A 15,656-nucleotide genomic window follows, 5' to 3' on the forward strand; every position below is an offset into this window, starting at 1 on the left:
CTCGCTATGAACATGATCAATATATTTCCTTTGTTTGGTGTTGGTCTCACTTCTTAGCTTTGGGAATCTTCACCCCTTCCAGCTTGTAGTGCTCTCCTAGCTCAATAGCGCGGCGCACCGACTCCAATACCGGCTTGCGCACTGCGCGGTAGCGGGTTGAGTCAGGCGAGGCGAACCAACCCTTCACCGTCTCCACGCTATACCCAGTCAGGGTGGCCACGTGAGTCTGGTTCAAACCATGTCTCTCCATAAGCTGGCGGAGGGCTTCATTCGTCGGTTTCTCGGAAGTGCTCATTAATATCTCTCTATATATCGCCACTGTGCCTACCAGCAACGCTCGTTCATGTATGGCGCCTTACAGCGCATCTAAGGTGAGACTACGCTTCAAGGCCCCAGCAGCGCCTAGCGCGAACCCTGGCACTCTCCTGTGTGTCCGCTCCAGGAAGAGCAGGGGAGCTATCCTGGTTGAAGTGCGCCAACAGGTCGCCAAACAGCGTGGAGTCTCGTAGGTCGAGGTCGATCCCCACCAGCCCATCGACTGCTTGGTGAATCTCCATGACAGACCAGGGCTCCAGCTGAGCAATGAACTCATTGTCGCGAATCAAACGCTGGAGCTCAGGGTGCTCCTTGATCGTCTCGAGCTGCACGGTTGACGCCATGAGGTTCGCCATGTGGCCTCCATTTTCATAGGTACTGCTGATAGCTTAATGTGCAATGCACACGAATTCAATTCCTGGAAGTCATCAGACCTCACAAACCATACCCCATTTGGCCGCGGGGATAAGGCTGCGGAAGCTCGTTACAGCAGCTCATTCGAGACTCAAAAAAGTGTGCGCCTCGCTTGTAATAACGTGCATTGCACACTTTTATAAAGGTCATCAGCTACACGACTTTGAGGCATACCATGAACCTAGCGATCAACCTCGACACCGCTATGCCGGCTACATTCGAGACTGCTTCTACATCACTGCCCGAGCGCGTTCACGACTGTATTTATGAATCGCCCCAGGTTTCGTAGACATCTCCAGGTTCTGAGACATGAACATGGCGCATTGTCAGTCTCATAGAGGCTGATAGTGCGCTTTTCTCAATAGTATTTTTTACTCTTCACAACTTGACTCGTTCTCGGTCTTCCGCCTGCCCCCTTCGGCTTTAAGCCTAGTGGACCAAGCCAATAATCACTTCGCCCTAGCGCTTCAATAAGCAGTTTCAAAGAGCTAATGTAGTCAGCACGTGTAGCTGGTCGGTACGCTTGCACCTCAAGCCAGTGTTCCGCAAACCAAAGAATATGTTTCAACTTTATTTTTTCAGGACGGTTAACTTCTGGAAATCTATACTCTACAGCGTCGGCAATTTTTTGGATCCTGTTTCGATGACGTGTAGGGTGAGGAGACCACATGCCATTGAACTTGATTCGGATATCAATTACTTTTAGTTTCATGTTTTTATCCTACTTAAGATCGTGAAACGTATCGGCGGATATGCCTCAACATTTTGGCGACTAAGTCTAGTGCTATTAAATATGCCACTGAATCAATGGGTAAGCGTTTAATGGGGACCAACTGTTGAGCCGTCTCCTCACATTTTCAATGGTAAATGCCGCCCGCATTTCGCGGTAAGGGATTAGACCGTACGATTGAATGATTGGTCTGCCCGGGTTAATTACCCCACCCATGAAGCCGCGATAAGTTTCACCTGGCTTAAATATCTTCTTGCTTCCCTTTGGAGAGTGGGTTCGCGCGTATTCCAATGCTTACCACTGATTTTGCTTCACAGGAATACAGCGATCATCACATCGTCGTCCACCTTTTGTGCCATCAAGGATTTGATCTTACCCAACAAGACGGGTGATTGATTGGGCAACATGGTAAGGGTAAATTACTAGGAGCCCTCGCCATGCCCAAAAAGAAAATTGAAGGTATCTTGGATAACGCCTTTCGACTTTACCATCAAGGCTACAGTCCGGAGCTGATTGAGTTGCCTGAGAGCGCCGTATTTCCCTCCTTGATTCCAGCGGCCCCTTCGACTGCACGTAAAAGTAGAGTTACTGGATTGCTTTTAGGGGAGCCCGCCCCACGGTTCGTGCGTCGCGGACGTAATGTCAGGTACCGACTCTCTGATGTTTGAGCTTGGCTGTCTGAAGTAGATCCGCAGCGCTCAACAGCAGAAGCTTTCTTAGCGAAACAAAGCCTGAAAGCTTCGCTCAATCCCATTAGTAATTAAGGGGAGTCATCGATCCCTAGTGATGTCGACAGATTAACTATACTTCATGTCGAAAATTAAGGTAAATATCGACATGAGAAGCCGTCATGTCGACACTATCAACATGACGGGGTAATACAAAAACAACCTTGCGCTTTTCAAGGTTATCGTTGGTGGCAAGAGCAGATGGGGGATAACTCACTCTGTTTTAACTAAGCTAGCTACCGTGACGGCAAGGAGAGTTAGCATTGGTGGATCAGGAGCTTCTTACTCATGAAAGTATGGCCAAATCTTTATCACCTTCTAAGGCTCTCCTTCCTATTTTCTAAGTATGCTTCTTTTATAATGTTTTACGTTGGATTGCCTGTAAGAATGCATTGGTCGATCGGCTGAAACTGCTTTAGATTGCATCTCGCCAATAATTAAGCGATTTCTCTGACACAACGCCATGCTGAGTGCCAATATCGATAACTGACTGCTGAAAAGCCTGAGCAAGCTCTGGCAGATGGCAAAAGAATAGCGAACGGATCATACGCGTAATACGTAGATGGTTATGGCCACCTGCTTTCAGCCAAATATGCGTCTGGATTGAAAGGTCGGACTGAGCTGAGATGTAACGGTCTTCGCGTTCTAGACCAAAGGAATTCAACATTACGTCTAGGGAATGTTGCTGGCGCTGGCGTAAGGGTGGCTCTTTCGCAAACACTCTTTGCACATCGGTTGTCAGTAGAGGAGCAAAGGCGTTAAAGCGGCCCGCTTCCGGGATAGGAAACAGCCCCTGGATATAGTCGTGGGTGTGTTCCAGCCAGAAAGAGAAGAGTGCCCAGATGTCTTGGAGGCGACGACCCTGATGATCGTGTCCTTCCCCGCGGTAAAACGCGATCATCATTGCCCATTATGCCCCCCGAACTAATAAGTCATCGAGTCCATGCAGCACCAGTTCGCGTGCGTGGCGTTCATTGTCTGGGTCGGTTCGGGCTTCAATGCTTTCTAATGCACGGACATAAGCAGCGGGTAATCCATGCTCTCTTGCGCCGGCGACCACATGGTGCTTGTACCACATATAGGGACGCATACCGATGGACGTGATCTTTCCCCACATAAGCCTGAACTTAAAGCTGCCCGCACCCGAAAGGTCAGCTAGATTTCATCGTAGGCAACGTTGATACCTTCGTAACGATCCAGCGTCAGCTTGTGGTGTGAAGCGACATCTCATATCACGCCATACACGGCCGACTGATCGGATATGCCGGCACAATATCGCACTTGCCGGAGTCGTCTCCGCCTTGCTGATAAAAGGCCAGACGATACGCGGGCAGGAGAGCTGTGGTAATAAAGCGTGCGGGGATCCGTGCGGCTAAGCGCTGGGTTGACATATTAGACCCATAAGCAAAACAGAGCACCGTTATCTACTTTAAGTAGTTTGATTGCCGACGGCATGTCTTTAAGAGATTTCTTCCGAGACAGATGTACGTTGGTAATGCGCGAGTGCCTGCGCAGCATTAGTTTTTAGCGTTTCTCGCCACGCCGTAGGAGCCAGTACGGTGACATTGGCGCCCATGGCCATCAGCCACCACAGAGTTTGCTGATCATCGGGCACCTCGGCTTCTAGCTGTTGCCAATTGCTATTGGGCAGTGGCGTCAGCTGCTGAGTTACCGACAGTGGCGTCTCACTGAGCAGCCAAGCGACTTGTGGCGCGACACGGGCGACGAGGGTGACGGGGACTTTGCCTTGCAAATAGCCAAACGCCCCGCCTGCTATGTAATTGTCTAAGTCAAAGCCGTGGGAAGGTCGCCAGGTCGCTTCACTTAGAATAGCAGTTTCGATGCGGTGCATGGCGAACTGACGAATATCGTCATAGTCATCTACCGTCGCCAGCAAATATGTCACGCTGTGACGGCTGACCAGCCCTTGAGGATGAAGAGTGAAGTGCTTTTCCGTTTTGGATGTGCGAGACAAGTACATGACATCCACCGGTTTCTGCTCCAGCAGGGCTTGAGAGACAATCTGCCATGTCATTTCATTAAGCGCTGCAGGAATAAGTGCTTTGCCATTGGGGATGGCGCGAACTTTCCGCGCCCATTGGCTCAAGCCGTTTGAACTCATCTCATCAAGCAGCCGCCTCGCATCAGTAAAGTGCGGCGATAACTGCCCAACGACTACAGGGGGTAACAACCCTTTTAGATATTCTTCTGCAAGTACCAGCGTTAACGCACTGGGTACATCTAGCGCCGGTAAGTGGCACTGAAAGTCGCGATCAAAATACCACCGGTATGGTTTTTCACTATCGTCGCAGCCAAGGGGAAAATATGAGGAGAGCTTCTGGCTTAGATCGCGCTGTAACGACCTTGTATCAATGTGAAAGCCGCGTTCAGCAAGTTTTTCTTTCAGTACTGGTGTAGCAATCCGCCCAGGATAGCGAGGGATTAGCTGAAGAAGCGCCAAGTAGCGAAAAAGTGTATCGCGCGTATCGGACATAGTGACGCTAACCCTGGTTTTAGAAATGAAAGCATTAAGTTTAACGTGCCTCACAAAACTTAGCGACTCTCTCGGGCAGCACGTCGGAATCCCGAGCGATCAAATGAGCTCGACGCCGCCAAAGCGCAGTCATGCGTTGGTCAGGGTTGGTATTGGGGAGGTAGTCCCATAGCGCGGCGGGATGAATGTCGGCGGTGATTTCCAGTGAGGTGTCAGGGTGCCCTGCAAGCCAACGATAAACATCGATAGCGCTGCGGCCAACGCATACGGGAAATAGCAGCGTATTCGAAGGCAGTATTAAGCCGAGCGCCATCAGCAGCACATTGACTTCATGGTCACAGGCTAGGTGCCAGCGATGCCGATTGGCCACTAACGGGGCGGTTAAATGGCCGGCCACGCAATGCCAGATGAGATGAGCATGTAAAAAGCGGCGTGATTCATCGGAGAGGGTAGCGCTGTAGTGTGGGCAAAAGTAGAGATGCCGACCATCAGTGCTAGCCGTCACTATTTGTTGCCGCAGCACGGGAGTTAACGTTAAAAACTCGCTCAGCATCTCCATGACGGGGAGTGTTTCAGCCCAATAGGCGCGATCCGCCTGCTCGATCATCCAGGTGGCGCGACGCTCCGCATCCCCCACGATGCGCCGGGCTTCCTCCCGGCCCTGCTCGACCCCCTCGCCGCGCAGCCGCTCGATCAGCGCCTCGACGCCGGAGGAGGCGCCCTGCAGGGATTCCGCTTGACTCATGAGGATCTCCTCGAACTCATTGGGCCGGAATATTGCCGCCGATCACCAGGGCGAAGATGAAGGCGAACACCCCGAAGCCTTCGACGATGGCCGCCGGGGCGATGGACAGGCCGAAGATCTCCGGCTTGCTCTTCGCGCTGTTGATCGCCGAAGCACAGCAGCTGCCCTGGTAGACCGCACTCAGCAATAGGGCCACCCCGGCGAGGATGCCCACGGAGAACAGCCCCGCGGAGGTCTCGAGGGTGATCGGGCGCTGCAGGGTGAACATCACCACGATGCCATAGATGCTCTGGGAGGAGGGCATCGCCGAGAGCCCGATGAAGCGCCCGTGGCCGGACTCGGTCTCGAGCAGGGCACCGATGGCCGCCTGGCCGGCGATGGCGCAGCCGATGATGCTGCCGATGGCCCCCAGGGCCATGGGGCCGTAAAGGCCCGCCCAGCCCAGGGCGAGAATCAGTTGCTCCATGGTGTGGTCTCCGTTTTTGCGAATGCGGTAAAAGGGTAGCCCTCGTCCGAGATGCCCCAGTGGTAGAACTCGATCAGATTGAGCCGCAGTCCGTGCACCACGCCGCTGACCACCGCCAGCACGAAGTTCAGGGCGTGGCCGACGATCAGGATCAGCGCGTTGAGCAGGATGCCGAGCCCCGGAAAGGCCGCCGCCGCGTCCGCGGCGAGCTGGTTGAAGGTGACCGCGAGCGACGCGCTGGCGAGCCCCAGGGCGAACAGGCGCAGGTAGCTCAGCACGTCGCCGAAGGCCCGGGTCACGTCGGTCAGGGCGTAGAGACCGCCACCGACCCGCTTGAGCAGGTCCAGCGGTTCACGTATGGGGCGGGTATCGGTAAAGACGAAGACGCCGATCAGCCCCAGGGTCATGGCGACGGCACCGCCGGTCATGCCGTAGAAAAGCATGACACCGGCCAGCAGGGCGACAATCCAGCCCAGCGGCGCCAGCATGGCGGCTCGCCCCCGGTGGTGCCAGGCCACGGTGGCGTTGGCGACGATCAGGTGCGCCAGGCCGATGCCGATCGCCAGCTGCATCATCTGACCGAAGTCGTTGACGTCGAGGAGCCTCGAGTGAGAAAGCCAGCTTTCCGGTGGCGGGCTCCAGCCGAAATAGCTGCCCGCAAGCACGCCGTAGGCGAAGGCGAAGCCGACCAGGGCAAAACCCAGAGTGCGCACTCGCAATCCCGTACGACTGCGTTTGAGGCGTGGTGAGAAGAACAGCAGCGCGCCGAGCAGCAGCAGGGCGTAGCCGGCGTCCGCGAGGATCATGGCGAAGAACGCCGCGAAGGAGAAGAAGATCACCCGGGAGGGGTCCCAGCTGCGATAGCCGGGCATCTGATAGAAGTGCACGATCTCCGCGCCGCCGGCGGTGCGCTCGTCGTTGTCGAGCAGAGTGGGGGGGCTGATCCTCGGGACCCACCGGCTCGTCGAGCAGGGCAAGCCCTTGCTGCTCGGCGAGGCGTCGAACGTCCTCGATCGCCGCCTCGGGCACCCAGCCCTGCACGGCGAAGATCGCATCCGTGTCGCGGGTGAGCTGCTGGGCCTGAGTCAGGCGGGTGGCATCCTCCGCCCGGGCCTGATGGCGATGGAGCAGATGAATCCAGCGGGTCAGCGCCTCTCGCTCGGCGGTGCACTCATCGAGGCGCACCACCAGGCGCTGCAGCTGCTCACGCAGCCGCCAGCGCGGCACGCTGCCGGTATGGGTGCGCGGCACCGGCAGGGCGTCCATGGCGGGCTCTTCCCGACTGATCACCGCGATATAGCGGTTGCGGTTGTCGCGATGCACTTCCTGCCAGGGCAGCTCGACTTCCGCGAGCTGGCGCGCCCTGTAGTGGGGTACCTCGTAGAACCACAGGCGATGCCCGGCGAGGCTTTCCAGGGGCGGGAAGTCGAAATCTCCCCAGGGCTCGAGATCCTTGAGACGCCGCCGGGCGAAGTCGATGCTGTCCTCCAGATCCCGCATCCGGCGCTGATTCTCCAGGGCGCGCTCGACGATGGCCTGATGATCGAAGTCCGGGTCGCTGGGCACCTGATGGCGCTTGGCCGGGCAGTCGAGCAGGTAGGCCAGCGCCTTGCGGGTGTCGCCGGCCACCGCGCCGGTGGGGGTGTCGCGCCTTGTCTCTCCCAGGTCGATCAGGTGCATGACGCCCAGGCGCTGCAGCTCGCGCAGCGTGGCCGGCTTGTCGCCGTGGCTGCCGACCAGGGTCACTCGGCGCAGGGACACGATGCTCATCGGCGCGCTCCCTGAGCCTGCTTGCGCTTGGCGAGCTTGGCCCGCACCACCGCGGAGCGCTCGCCGTCGGCGAGATGGATGCGAATGCGGCGGATATGCTCCCGGGTGCGCGGAATCAATACCTTGTCGAACAGGTTGACCCGCTGGGTGACCCGCCTGACCGCCCGCTCCAGGCGATGCAGCCGCTCCCACTCCACCTGCAGGCGCACCGTCAATGCGAGCGCGTCGCGCAGGACTTCCCGATAGCGATCCAACCAGTGGGGCGTGGTCAGCGCCGGATAGTCGGCGAGGTCGATATCGATACCCTCCAGCATCGGCAGATGCACGCCGAGCAGGTTGTGCTCGCGCAGCCGCACAGCCGTCACTTGGGCCAGATTCTCGATCTTCAGGGTGTCGTCCCCGGCCATGGGTAGCCGCTCGCGCACCCGGGCCACCAGGGCGTCCAGCTCCGCCTCGCTGGCCTGCACTGTTTCCCGGGCGCGCCGGCGCTCGGCGATCAGCTGGCGGCGCTTGAGGTCCAGGGACAGCAACAGCCGCTGGAACTGCCGGAGCCGGGACTGTTCCCGGTGCAGGGCGGTCTTGTTTAATGAGAGTCGTGCCACGCCACCACATCCTTTTTCCGATGACTACGCCATGCTATCGGCTGGCGTCTCCTCGCCGGGCTGTTGCTGCTTGCCGGGAAAAAACTTGTCGATCAGCTGCTGACGCATGAGCAGTTCCTGGGGCTCGAAGCATTCCGCCAGGGTCTTCCAGGCCAGGTCCAGGGGCAGGGAGACCGAGACATCCATGAAGCGGGTCTCGAACAGCTCACCGAAGCGCAGCAGCTTTTCGTCGAAGCGGGAGAGTTCGAAGGCCATGGCGCGCTTCTGCTGGGCGTCCCGTGCGCCGGCATACAGCCGGATCATGGTATTCATCAGCGCGCCGTGATCCTCCCGGGTGCTCTTGCCGATCACGTGCTGCTTGAGCCGGGACAGGGAGCCGAAGGGATCGATCCGGCCGTCGCGCAGGTAGAACTGGCCCTCGGTGATGTAGCCGGTGTTGTCCGGTACCGGGTGGGTGATGTCGTCGCCGGGCATGGTCGTGACGGTGAGCACCGTGACCGAGCCGGCGCCGTGGAAGTCGCAGGCCTTCTCATAGCGCCGCGCCAGTTGGGAGTAGAGATCCCCCATGTGGCCGCGATTCGACGGCACTCGCTCCATGCTGATGCCCACCTCCTTCAAGGCGTCGGCGAAGGCGGTCATGTCCGTGAGCAGCACCAGCACCCGCTTGCCCTCCTCCACGGCGAAACGCTCCGCCACCGCCAGTGCCATGTCCGGCACCAGCAGGCGCTCCACCACCGAGTCCGAGGCCAGGTTGGCGAACATCACCGTATGGGCGAACACGCCGGCGTCGAGGAAGCGCTGGCGAAAGTAGTGGTAGTCGTCGAAGATCAGCCCCATGCCGCCGAACACCACCACGTCCGCATCGGCGTGAATGGCGATGCGAGCAAGCAAAGCATTGTAGGGCTCCCCGGCCACCGAGAAGATGGGAATCTTCTGGCTCTCCACCAGGGTGTTGAAGACGTCGATCATCGGCACGTCGGTGCGGATCATGCGGCTCGGCATCACCCGGCGCATGGGATTCACCGAGGGGCCGCCGATGTCCACTCGACGATCCTCGCCGAGCGCCGGGCCGCGATCCATGGGCTCGCCGAGGCTGTTGAAGGCCCGCCCCAGCACATTCTGGGAGCAGATGACCCGCATGGGGTGACCGAGGAAGCGGATCGAGGCCTGGGTGGTCAGGCCGGCGGTACCGCCGAAGACCTGCAGCGAGACCACATCGTCATCGATGCGGATCACCTGGGCGAGCACCGTCTCGCCGTCGGCCTTGCGCAGGCTGGCGAGATCGCGAAAGCGCGCCGGGGAGGCTCGGTTTTCATCGCCTTGGGGCACACGTACTCGGACGATGCCGCCGACGATACTGAGGATATTGCGATAGTGACTGAGGGGTTGTGACATGCCGGGCCGATGACTCCACACAAGAGGGGGTTGTCTCGGCACGATGCAAGCGACGCTGCCGGGGACAACGCGAAATTCGTCGAGAGGGAAAGCCGCTGGTGGGAAGCGGTCCCCTTACTTTAGGCCAGTGATGCCATCTGCCCATTGACCCATATCAAGCTTGAAAAACACAGGAAACATTCCCCTTCAATCCTGACGCGGTGCGTGTTTAACCAGTGCTATCACGCGAGGATGATAGTGAACAACGAAAGTGACGATGGCAGTAACGAAAAGCACGACCGCAAGCCCCCAGTACGTGCCGAGCGCACTACCCACGAACAGCATCCCGGCGCCCGCAGACCCCACGGCTTGCCCGAGGCTGGCCAAGGCGGTCTGCTTGCCCAGCGCCGCACCCTGTGCCGGCCCGCTGGCCAGGGAGACCTGATAGGCCAGCAAAGGAATCAGTAGTCCCGATCCGGCGCCCAACAGCCCCACCACGACGAATGCCTCCCAGAAGCCCGAGGCGTAGGGGAGGCCGAGAATGCCCCCGGCCATCAGCAGGAAGGCCCCGCCGATCAGATGGCCGGGGGAGAGTCGTTTCGGTGGGTATGCCGACCACAGCAGCTGCACCGCCAGCATCACCAGGCTGCACTCCGTGAACAGCAATCCGACCCTGAAGGGGTCGAGACCGATTGACTGTCGCGCCTGCAGGCTGAGGCCCACCTCGAAGGCCCCCAGGCCCAGCATCGCCAGCAGCGTCAGCGTCAGAAAGCCACCGATGGCCCGAGGCGACGCCGGCTCACCGGCAGGCTCGTCGGCAGGCGGACGGTGTGCCGACTGTTCGCGAACGTGATGGTAGAGCAACAGCCACACCGCACCGGCGAGTCCCGCCGTGACCACGAAGGGCCAGGCCACGGGTCCGCCGAGCAGCATCTCGGATTGCGGCATCACCATCGGAATGCTGGCGAGCCAACCGCTGAGCATGGGGCCGGACAGGAAGCCCAGGGTGGAGGCGGCACTGAGCCAAGCGAAACGACGTGCACGGCGTGTCGCATCGTCACACTCGGCCGCCTGCGCCAGTGCCACCGGGATCACCGCCGCCGCGAAGGCGCCGGCAAGGGCCCGTACTCCATAGGCGAGTGGCAGGTTTCGAGTCAGGCTGAACCCCAGCATGGCCAGTGCAAACCCTGCCAGCCCCCACAGCAGGACGGGCCGCCGGCCCAGGCGGTCGGAGAGACTTCCCCATAGTGGGGCGAAGCCGAACAAGGCCAGCGTATACACCCCCGTCAGCAGCCCGGTGTGCAGCGATACGTCCCCGGGGGTAGTCACTGCCAGCACGCGGTCGAGGAACAGCGGCAGGATCGGCAGCACCGTGCCGTAGCCGAGGAAGACGACGAAAGTGGCGGCGAGCAGGGTATTGAAACCAGCGCTAGATTTTGCCACCACACCAATCGAACGGTCGCTCGCATTGCCGTTCGGGTCTCGCGGATGCCCGAGATCAAGGCTCACGTCGGTGTCGCCATTACTTAGCTTTCCGTTCTCGCTCATGCGGTACCGTACTCATGAGCCAGACGGCTGAAGAATGCCAAAAATACCATGAAGTCTCCTTACTCGCCTCAGTGGAATCCGGCGAGCACCGCTCCCAACAGTAAAACCACCTTCCGACCCGACCCGCTCACGCGACTTCGTTGGCGTCGTTTTCCAGGGCATGCTCCCAATCCGCGATGTAGTTCCGGTGCGAGGGAACGGCGTCCCGCTGGCGTGTGAGCTGGATCTGGAAGACCATTATCGGTCCGTTGCGAAAGGCCATCTCGCACATGTTTAGATAGAATTCCCACATGCGACAGAAGCGTTCGTCGTAGAATGCACGCACCTGCTCGCGGTTGGCCGCGAAGCGTCGCGCCCACTCCCGCAGCGTCTCCGCATAGTCGAGGCGCAGCACCTCGATGTCCGTTACCCACAGGCCGGCCTTTTCCACCGCGGCCAGCACCTCCGAGAGCGCGGGGCAATAGCCGCCCGGGAAGATGTACTTGCGCAGCCAGGGATTGGTTTGCCCCGGCGGCTCCATGCGCCCGATGGCATGGATCAGGGCGACGCCGTCGGGCTTGAGCAGGCCCTTCAGGGTGCGGAAGAACCCCCCATAGTGCGACACCCCGACGTGCTCGAACATGCCGACCGAGACGATCCGGTCGTAGACCTCGCGCTCCGCTCGGTAGTCGAGCAGCTCGAAGCGCGCACGCTCGGCCAGCCCGGAGCGCACCGCCCGCTGCTGGGCGACCTTCAACTGCTCCTCGGAGAGGGTGATCCCCTTGACACGGGCCCCGGCGCTCTCGGCGATATGCAGGGCGAGGCCGCCCCAGCCCGAGCCGATATCGAGCACGCGCATGTCCGGCTGCAACAACAGCTTGGCGGCGATATGGCGCTTCTTTTTCTCCTGCGCCTGCTCGAGGCTCTCGTTGCCGTCCGGGAAATAGGCGCAGGAATACTGGCGATCCCGGTCGAGGAATAGATCGAACAGCTCGGCCGAGAGATCGTAATGATGGGCGACATTCGCGCGCGAGCGGCCGAGCGGATTGTACTGCTGCAGATAACGCAGGGGCCGGCCGAGCCGCCGCCGCACCCGCTGAATCGGATGGCTATCGAGAGCCTCGCCGTTGGCGGTGCAGAGCTCGAGCAAGTCGCGCAGGCTCCCCTCCTCCACGGTCAAGGTCCCGTCCATGTAGGCCTCGCCCAGATACAGATCGGGGTTCATGATCAGTTTGCGATAGAGCGCCCGGTGGTGGAGCCGCACCGTGACCGCGGGCGCGCCACCCGGCCCGAAACGCTGCCGCCGCCCGGACGGCGTTATCACCGTGAGCTCTCCGACCCGAACGATGCGGCTGAGAAATGCCGACAACATCATGGAAGCCTCCTTGCTAGTTGCAGTGAAATGTCATGACTCAGTGAAATACCATGCCGGCGGCATGAAAGCCGGCGTCGACGTAGAGCACCTCGCCGGTGATCGCCGTGGTGTAGTCGCTGGCCAACACCAGCGCGGTGCGACCGACCTCGTCGGCCTCCACGGTGCGGCGCAGCGGCGCCCGCTTCGCGGACTCGTTGAGCAGTTCGTCGAAATGCTCGATACCGGAGGCCGCCCGGGTCTTGACCGTACCGGCGGAGAGCGCGTTGACGCGGATGTTGCGGGGGCCCAGTTCGTGGGCCAGGTAGCGCACCGAGGCCTCCAGCGCGGCCTTGACGGGCCCCATGACGTTGTAGTGATCGACGACCTTCTCGGCACCGACGTAGCTCAGCGTCATGAGGCTGCCGCCCCGGTCCATCAACGGCTCGGCCAACTGGGCCATGCGGATCAGCGAGTGGCAGGACACCAGCATCGACTCCGCGAAGCCCTCCGCCGAGCAGTCCGTGAGGCGTCCGTGCAGCTCCTCCTTGCGGGCCCAGGCGATGGCGTGCAGGAGAAAGTCCAGCCGCCCCCAGCGCTGGCGGATCGCCTCGATCACCGCCTCCAGCTGCCCCGGCACCGTCACGTCGCAGGGCAGCAAGAGCCCGGCATCCACCTCCCGGGCCAGCGGCTCGACATGGGGACGGGCCTTGTCGTTGAGATAGGTAAGCGCCAACTCCGCGCCGGCATGGCGAAAATGCCGGGCGGCCGACCAGGCCAGGCTATGTTCGTTGGCGATGCCCACGACCAAGCCCTTGCGTCCTTTCATGTCAATGGTTTCCATGTTTGTTTTCTATCTCCCTAGAATTCCAGCGGCCGAGGATCCTGCCGCGACGCGGCGGCCCCCGAGTTGATATGACGCCCGCACAGGCAACGCAGGCAGGTGCAGGCGTTGTCGCAGCAGTCCGGATCGTGCTGGGGTATGCGTCCGTGGCGTCGCGCGAATGGGTACAGGACCCGGCCCAACAGGCTCGGGCGGTATAGCTTGGCGAGCATCGGGCGCGCATCTCCCGCCGCCAGCCGGCGAAACATGGCCCGTCGTCCTCGGTCACCGACCTTCGCGTACAGCAGTCGGTTGCCGATGCCCTGGCGGATGGCCGGCAGCAGCGAGCGTCGCCACAGCGAGTCGTAATCGCTACCCTCCAGCAGGCTGCGCGCGGCCAGGACGCCCGAGCGCAGGGCATAACGCATGCCGAAGCCCGCCAGTGCATCCTGAAAGCCCGCATGCTCGCCCACCAGCAGGCGTCCCTCGTGCTCGCCCCGGCAGGGCGGTCCATAGTTGCCGACCCCACCGAAGGGGCGAGCGGTGCGCATGTCCAGCCCGGCATGCTCGGTAAAGAAGGCGATCGTGCGCGCCAGGAATTCGTCGTTGCGGGTGAACTCCCTGAACAGACAGGTGGCGACGGTCCCCCGCCCACCCTGCACCAGCAGGTAGGCATAGCCGTCCGGCGCCAGGCGGTCGCTGAAGCAGGCCCACTGGCCGTCCGGCATAGCGGTCTCGAACAGGTAGCCCACCGCCATGATGTTGGCGAGCACCGGCCCCGTGGCCACGACGGCGAGGCCGGGAGCGCTCTTGAGGGGAGAGGAGAGCCTTACCTCCACGCCGCTGGCCTGGGCCTGCTCGAGCAGCGCCTGATCCAGCGTGTCCGTCCCCGACCCGCGCCGGACCAGGTAGTACAATGGCTTCTCCGCACGAATCTCGTGGCGAGCGTCCCGGCCGTCGAAGGCCGTCACGTGCGAGATGGCATGATGCTCGAAGCTGGGTCGGATCCCCGCGCTCGCGAGTTCATCGAGCACATCGATGTCGTCACTCCAGCTCTCGAGCCCTTGGAAGTCACCGTGAAAGCGGGCGCCAACGCGACGGCGGCGCTCGTGCACGATCACGCGCTGCCCGGCGCGCGCCAGCACGATGGCGCAGGCCAACCCGGCGGGGCCCGCGCCGATCACGGTCACGGGCTCCCGGCGCGTGGGGACGGCGCAGACGGTCTGGGCCTGGATCACGGCTGAAGGGCCTCGACGTTCACCCACGTCTCGACCTATGCTGCCACTGCGCACGAGCGTACCGTTCGGGATCCGCCTCGAACTGTTCGCGGCAAGCCGCTGAACAGAAGTAATAGCGCTTTCCCCGGTATTCACTCCCCACGGCGGCAGTCTGGAAGCTGATCGCCATGCCACATACCGGATCCACGAAAGACTTCCGTTCCGCTTGTTCGTGTTTCATTGCTGTTCACTCCTTTATAAGTCAGAACCACGCCTTCTTGCTGCGCCCCCGTCTACAAACGCAGCCCGCCATCCAACGCCAGGATGCGGCCATTGAAGTAGTCGTTTTCGAAGATGAACTGCGCCGCGTGCGCGACCTCTTCAGGATCGCCGAGCCGTCCCAGCGGGATCTGGGCCCGCAGCTTGTCGAGGATCTTGTCGGGCATTGCCTCGACCATGGCCGTGCGGAAGAATCCTGGAGCGATGGCGGCGACACGGATGTTGTGGCGGGCGAGCTCCTTGGCCCAGGTGACGGTCATCGCATCCACCCCCGACTTGGCCGCCGAGTAGTTGGTCTGGCCGATATTGCCCGCACGGCTGATACTCGAAATATTAAGGATCAGCCCAGGGGATTGGCGGGTGGTGTCATCCGCCCGCATCTCGATCATCCGCGCCACCGCCTCCCGGGCGCACAGAAAGACGCCACGCATATCGATATGCGAGACTGCGTCCCAGTCCGCCAATGACATCTTCTTGACGACATGGCCATCCTTGGCCTTGACCAGCAGGCCATCCTGGGTGATGCCGGCGTTGTTGATCACCCCGTCCAGCGCGCCGAAATCATTCGCCAGCGCCTGGAAACAGGCTTCCACATGGGTTTCCTCGGTAATATCCACGGGATAGTACCGGCTTCGCACTCCCGCTTGCTCGCAAGCGGCGTGGGTCTGTTGCAGGCCGTCCTCATCCCTGTCCAGCAGAGCGGTCCGCGCGCCATATTGCGCCAGGCGTACCGCCATGGCGCGGCCAAGCCCTTGGGCGGCGCCGGTGATCGCGATCGTCTTGCCGTTCAACTCCATGCTTGAGCTCCTTGATTGACAGGA

Annotated in this window: 18 protein-coding genes; 1 reads left to right on the top strand and 17 read right to left on the bottom strand. The window is 60.7% G+C overall.

Translation table 11 applies throughout. The features are described 5' to 3' along the window. Nucleotides 1-46: 46 nt before the first annotated feature. The 9 genes from HZS80_RS15645 to HZS80_RS23575 form a co-directional block, all read right to left on the bottom strand. Nucleotides 47-235 (bottom strand): hypothetical protein, encoded by a 189-nt coding sequence (locus tag HZS80_RS15645; protein ID WP_144408657.1) that lies wholly within the window; start codon nucleotides 233-235, stop codon nucleotides 47-49. Nucleotides 236-377: 142 nt separating this feature from the next. Next, complete coding sequence (locus HZS80_RS15650) at nucleotides 378-671, bottom strand: hypothetical protein (protein WP_035557768.1); 294 nt, start codon at nucleotides 669-671, stop codon at nucleotides 378-380. Between the two features lie 416 nt (nucleotides 672-1,087). Continuing rightward, complete coding sequence (locus tag HZS80_RS15655; RefSeq protein ID WP_035557765.1) at nucleotides 1,088-1,441, bottom strand: hypothetical protein; 354 nt, start codon at nucleotides 1,439-1,441, stop codon at nucleotides 1,088-1,090. A gap of 1,161 nt (nucleotides 1,442-2,602) precedes the next feature. After that, on the bottom strand, nucleotides 2,603-3,091 hold the full coding sequence (locus tag HZS80_RS15660; protein ID WP_035557762.1) for an opioid growth factor receptor-related protein: 489 nt from the start codon (nucleotides 3,089-3,091) through the stop codon (nucleotides 2,603-2,605). 6 nt (nucleotides 3,092-3,097) lie between these two features. Next, nucleotides 3,098-3,304 carry a gamma-glutamylcyclotransferase gene (locus tag HZS80_RS23570; protein ID WP_235272578.1) on the bottom strand — a complete coding sequence of 69 codons (207 nt, stop codon included), beginning with the start codon at nucleotides 3,302-3,304 and terminating at the stop codon, nucleotides 3,098-3,100. Nucleotides 3,305-3,646: 342 nt separating this feature from the next. Beyond that, nucleotides 3,647-4,681, bottom strand: coding sequence for a helix-turn-helix transcriptional regulator (locus tag HZS80_RS15670; RefSeq protein ID WP_035557758.1), 1,035 nt, complete (start codon nucleotides 4,679-4,681; stop codon nucleotides 3,647-3,649). 40 nt (nucleotides 4,682-4,721) lie between these two features. Beyond that, a complete protein-coding gene (locus HZS80_RS15675; protein WP_082072719.1) occupies nucleotides 4,722-5,426 on the bottom strand; it encodes a DUF2201 family putative metallopeptidase in 705 nt (234 codons plus the stop codon). A 16-nt stretch (nucleotides 5,427-5,442) separates the two neighbouring features. After that, nucleotides 5,443-5,892 (bottom strand): ATP synthase subunit C, encoded by a 450-nt coding sequence (locus tag HZS80_RS15680; RefSeq protein WP_035557755.1) that lies wholly within the window; start codon nucleotides 5,890-5,892, stop codon nucleotides 5,443-5,445. Continuing rightward, a complete protein-coding gene (locus tag HZS80_RS23575; RefSeq protein ID WP_246362126.1) occupies nucleotides 5,880-6,869 on the bottom strand; it encodes a V-type ATP synthase subunit I in 990 nt (329 codons plus the stop codon). The genes HZS80_RS15680 and HZS80_RS23575 overlap by 13 nt, the downstream gene beginning before the upstream one ends. Before the next feature lie 4 nt (nucleotides 6,870-6,873). Between HZS80_RS23575 and HZS80_RS23580 the strand changes: the two genes are divergently transcribed. Then, nucleotides 6,874-7,677 (top strand): hypothetical protein, encoded by an 804-nt coding sequence (locus HZS80_RS23580; protein WP_246362133.1) that lies wholly within the window; start codon nucleotides 6,874-6,876, stop codon nucleotides 7,675-7,677. Here the strand turns inward: HZS80_RS23580 and HZS80_RS15690 are convergent. From HZS80_RS15690 to HZS80_RS15725, 8 genes are all read right to left on the bottom strand, one after another. Beyond that, nucleotides 7,659-8,264: a V-type ATP synthase subunit D gene (locus tag HZS80_RS15690; RefSeq protein WP_035557749.1), complete on the bottom strand. Its 606-nt coding sequence runs from the start codon at nucleotides 8,262-8,264 to the stop codon at nucleotides 7,659-7,661. The genes HZS80_RS23580 and HZS80_RS15690 overlap by 19 nt on opposite strands. Nucleotides 8,265-8,288: 24 nt before the next feature. Continuing rightward, nucleotides 8,289-9,659, bottom strand: a complete 1,371-nt coding sequence (locus HZS80_RS15695; RefSeq protein ID WP_179916622.1) for a V-type ATP synthase subunit B — start codon at nucleotides 9,657-9,659, stop codon at nucleotides 8,289-8,291. Between the two features lie 186 nt (nucleotides 9,660-9,845). Then, on the bottom strand, nucleotides 9,846-11,186 hold the full coding sequence (locus HZS80_RS15700; RefSeq protein ID WP_179916623.1) for an MFS transporter: 1,341 nt from the start codon (nucleotides 11,184-11,186) through the stop codon (nucleotides 9,846-9,848). Between the two features lie 127 nt (nucleotides 11,187-11,313). After that, entirely contained in the window at nucleotides 11,314-12,540 is a 1,227-nt protein-coding gene (locus HZS80_RS15705; RefSeq protein ID WP_035557744.1) for an SAM-dependent methyltransferase, read from the bottom strand. A gap of 37 nt (nucleotides 12,541-12,577) precedes the next feature. After that, complete coding sequence (gene fabI / locus HZS80_RS15710; protein WP_035557741.1) at nucleotides 12,578-13,360, bottom strand: enoyl-ACP reductase FabI; 783 nt, start codon at nucleotides 13,358-13,360, stop codon at nucleotides 12,578-12,580. A gap of 17 nt (nucleotides 13,361-13,377) precedes the next feature. Next, a complete protein-coding gene (locus HZS80_RS15715) occupies nucleotides 13,378-14,529 on the bottom strand; it encodes an NAD(P)/FAD-dependent oxidoreductase (RefSeq protein ID WP_157738120.1) in 1,152 nt (383 codons plus the stop codon). A 67-nt stretch (nucleotides 14,530-14,596) separates the two neighbouring features. Further along, nucleotides 14,597-14,797, bottom strand: a complete 201-nt coding sequence (locus tag HZS80_RS24145) for a YHS domain-containing protein (protein WP_035557733.1) — start codon at nucleotides 14,795-14,797, stop codon at nucleotides 14,597-14,599. A gap of 52 nt (nucleotides 14,798-14,849) precedes the next feature. Then, nucleotides 14,850-15,632, bottom strand: a complete 783-nt coding sequence (locus HZS80_RS15725; RefSeq protein ID WP_035557730.1) for an SDR family oxidoreductase — start codon at nucleotides 15,630-15,632, stop codon at nucleotides 14,850-14,852. Nucleotides 15,633-15,656: the final 24 nt, after the last annotated feature.

This window comes from Vreelandella glaciei, assembly GCF_013415125.1.
Lineage (GTDB): Bacteria > Pseudomonadota > Gammaproteobacteria > Pseudomonadales > Halomonadaceae > Vreelandella > Vreelandella glaciei.

What these genes read in the sequence shown, in the direction of transcription:
- HZS80_RS15650 (WP_035557768.1), bottom strand. Translation starts at nt 671, where the DNA reads ATGGCGAACCTCATGGCGTCAACCGTGCAGCTCGAGACGATCAAGGAG.
- HZS80_RS15655 (WP_035557765.1), bottom strand. Translation starts at nt 1,441, where the DNA reads ATGAAACTAAAAGTAATTGATATCCGAATCAAGTTCAATGGCATGTGG.
- HZS80_RS15660 (WP_035557762.1), bottom strand. Translation starts at nt 3,091, where the DNA reads ATGATGATCGCGTTTTACCGCGGGGAAGGACACGATCATCAGGGTCGT.
- HZS80_RS23570 (WP_235272578.1), bottom strand. Translation starts at nt 3,304, where the DNA reads ATGTGGGGAAAGATCACGTCCATCGGTATGCGTCCCTATATGTGGTAC.
- HZS80_RS15670 (WP_035557758.1), bottom strand. Translation starts at nt 4,681, where the DNA reads ATGTCCGATACGCGCGATACACTTTTTCGCTACTTGGCGCTTCTTCAG.
- HZS80_RS15675 (WP_082072719.1), bottom strand. Translation starts at nt 5,426, where the DNA reads ATGAGTCAAGCGGAATCCCTGCAGGGCGCCTCCTCCGGCGTCGAGGCG.
- HZS80_RS15680 (WP_035557755.1), bottom strand. Translation starts at nt 5,892, where the DNA reads ATGGAGCAACTGATTCTCGCCCTGGGCTGGGCGGGCCTTTACGGCCCC.
- HZS80_RS15695 (WP_179916622.1), bottom strand. Translation starts at nt 9,659, where the DNA reads ATGTCACAACCCCTCAGTCACTATCGCAATATCCTCAGTATCGTCGGC.
- HZS80_RS15700 (WP_179916623.1), bottom strand. Translation starts at nt 11,186, where the DNA reads ATGAGCGAGAACGGAAAGCTAAGTAATGGCGACACCGACGTGAGCCTT.
- HZS80_RS15705 (WP_035557744.1), bottom strand. Translation starts at nt 12,540, where the DNA reads ATGATGTTGTCGGCATTTCTCAGCCGCATCGTTCGGGTCGGAGAGCTC.
- fabI (WP_035557741.1), bottom strand. Translation starts at nt 13,360, where the DNA reads ATGGAAACCATTGACATGAAAGGACGCAAGGGCTTGGTCGTGGGCATC.
- HZS80_RS24145 (WP_035557733.1), bottom strand. Translation starts at nt 14,797, where the DNA reads ATGAAACACGAACAAGCGGAACGGAAGTCTTTCGTGGATCCGGTATGT.
- HZS80_RS15725 (WP_035557730.1), bottom strand. Translation starts at nt 15,632, where the DNA reads ATGGAGTTGAACGGCAAGACGATCGCGATCACCGGCGCCGCCCAAGGG.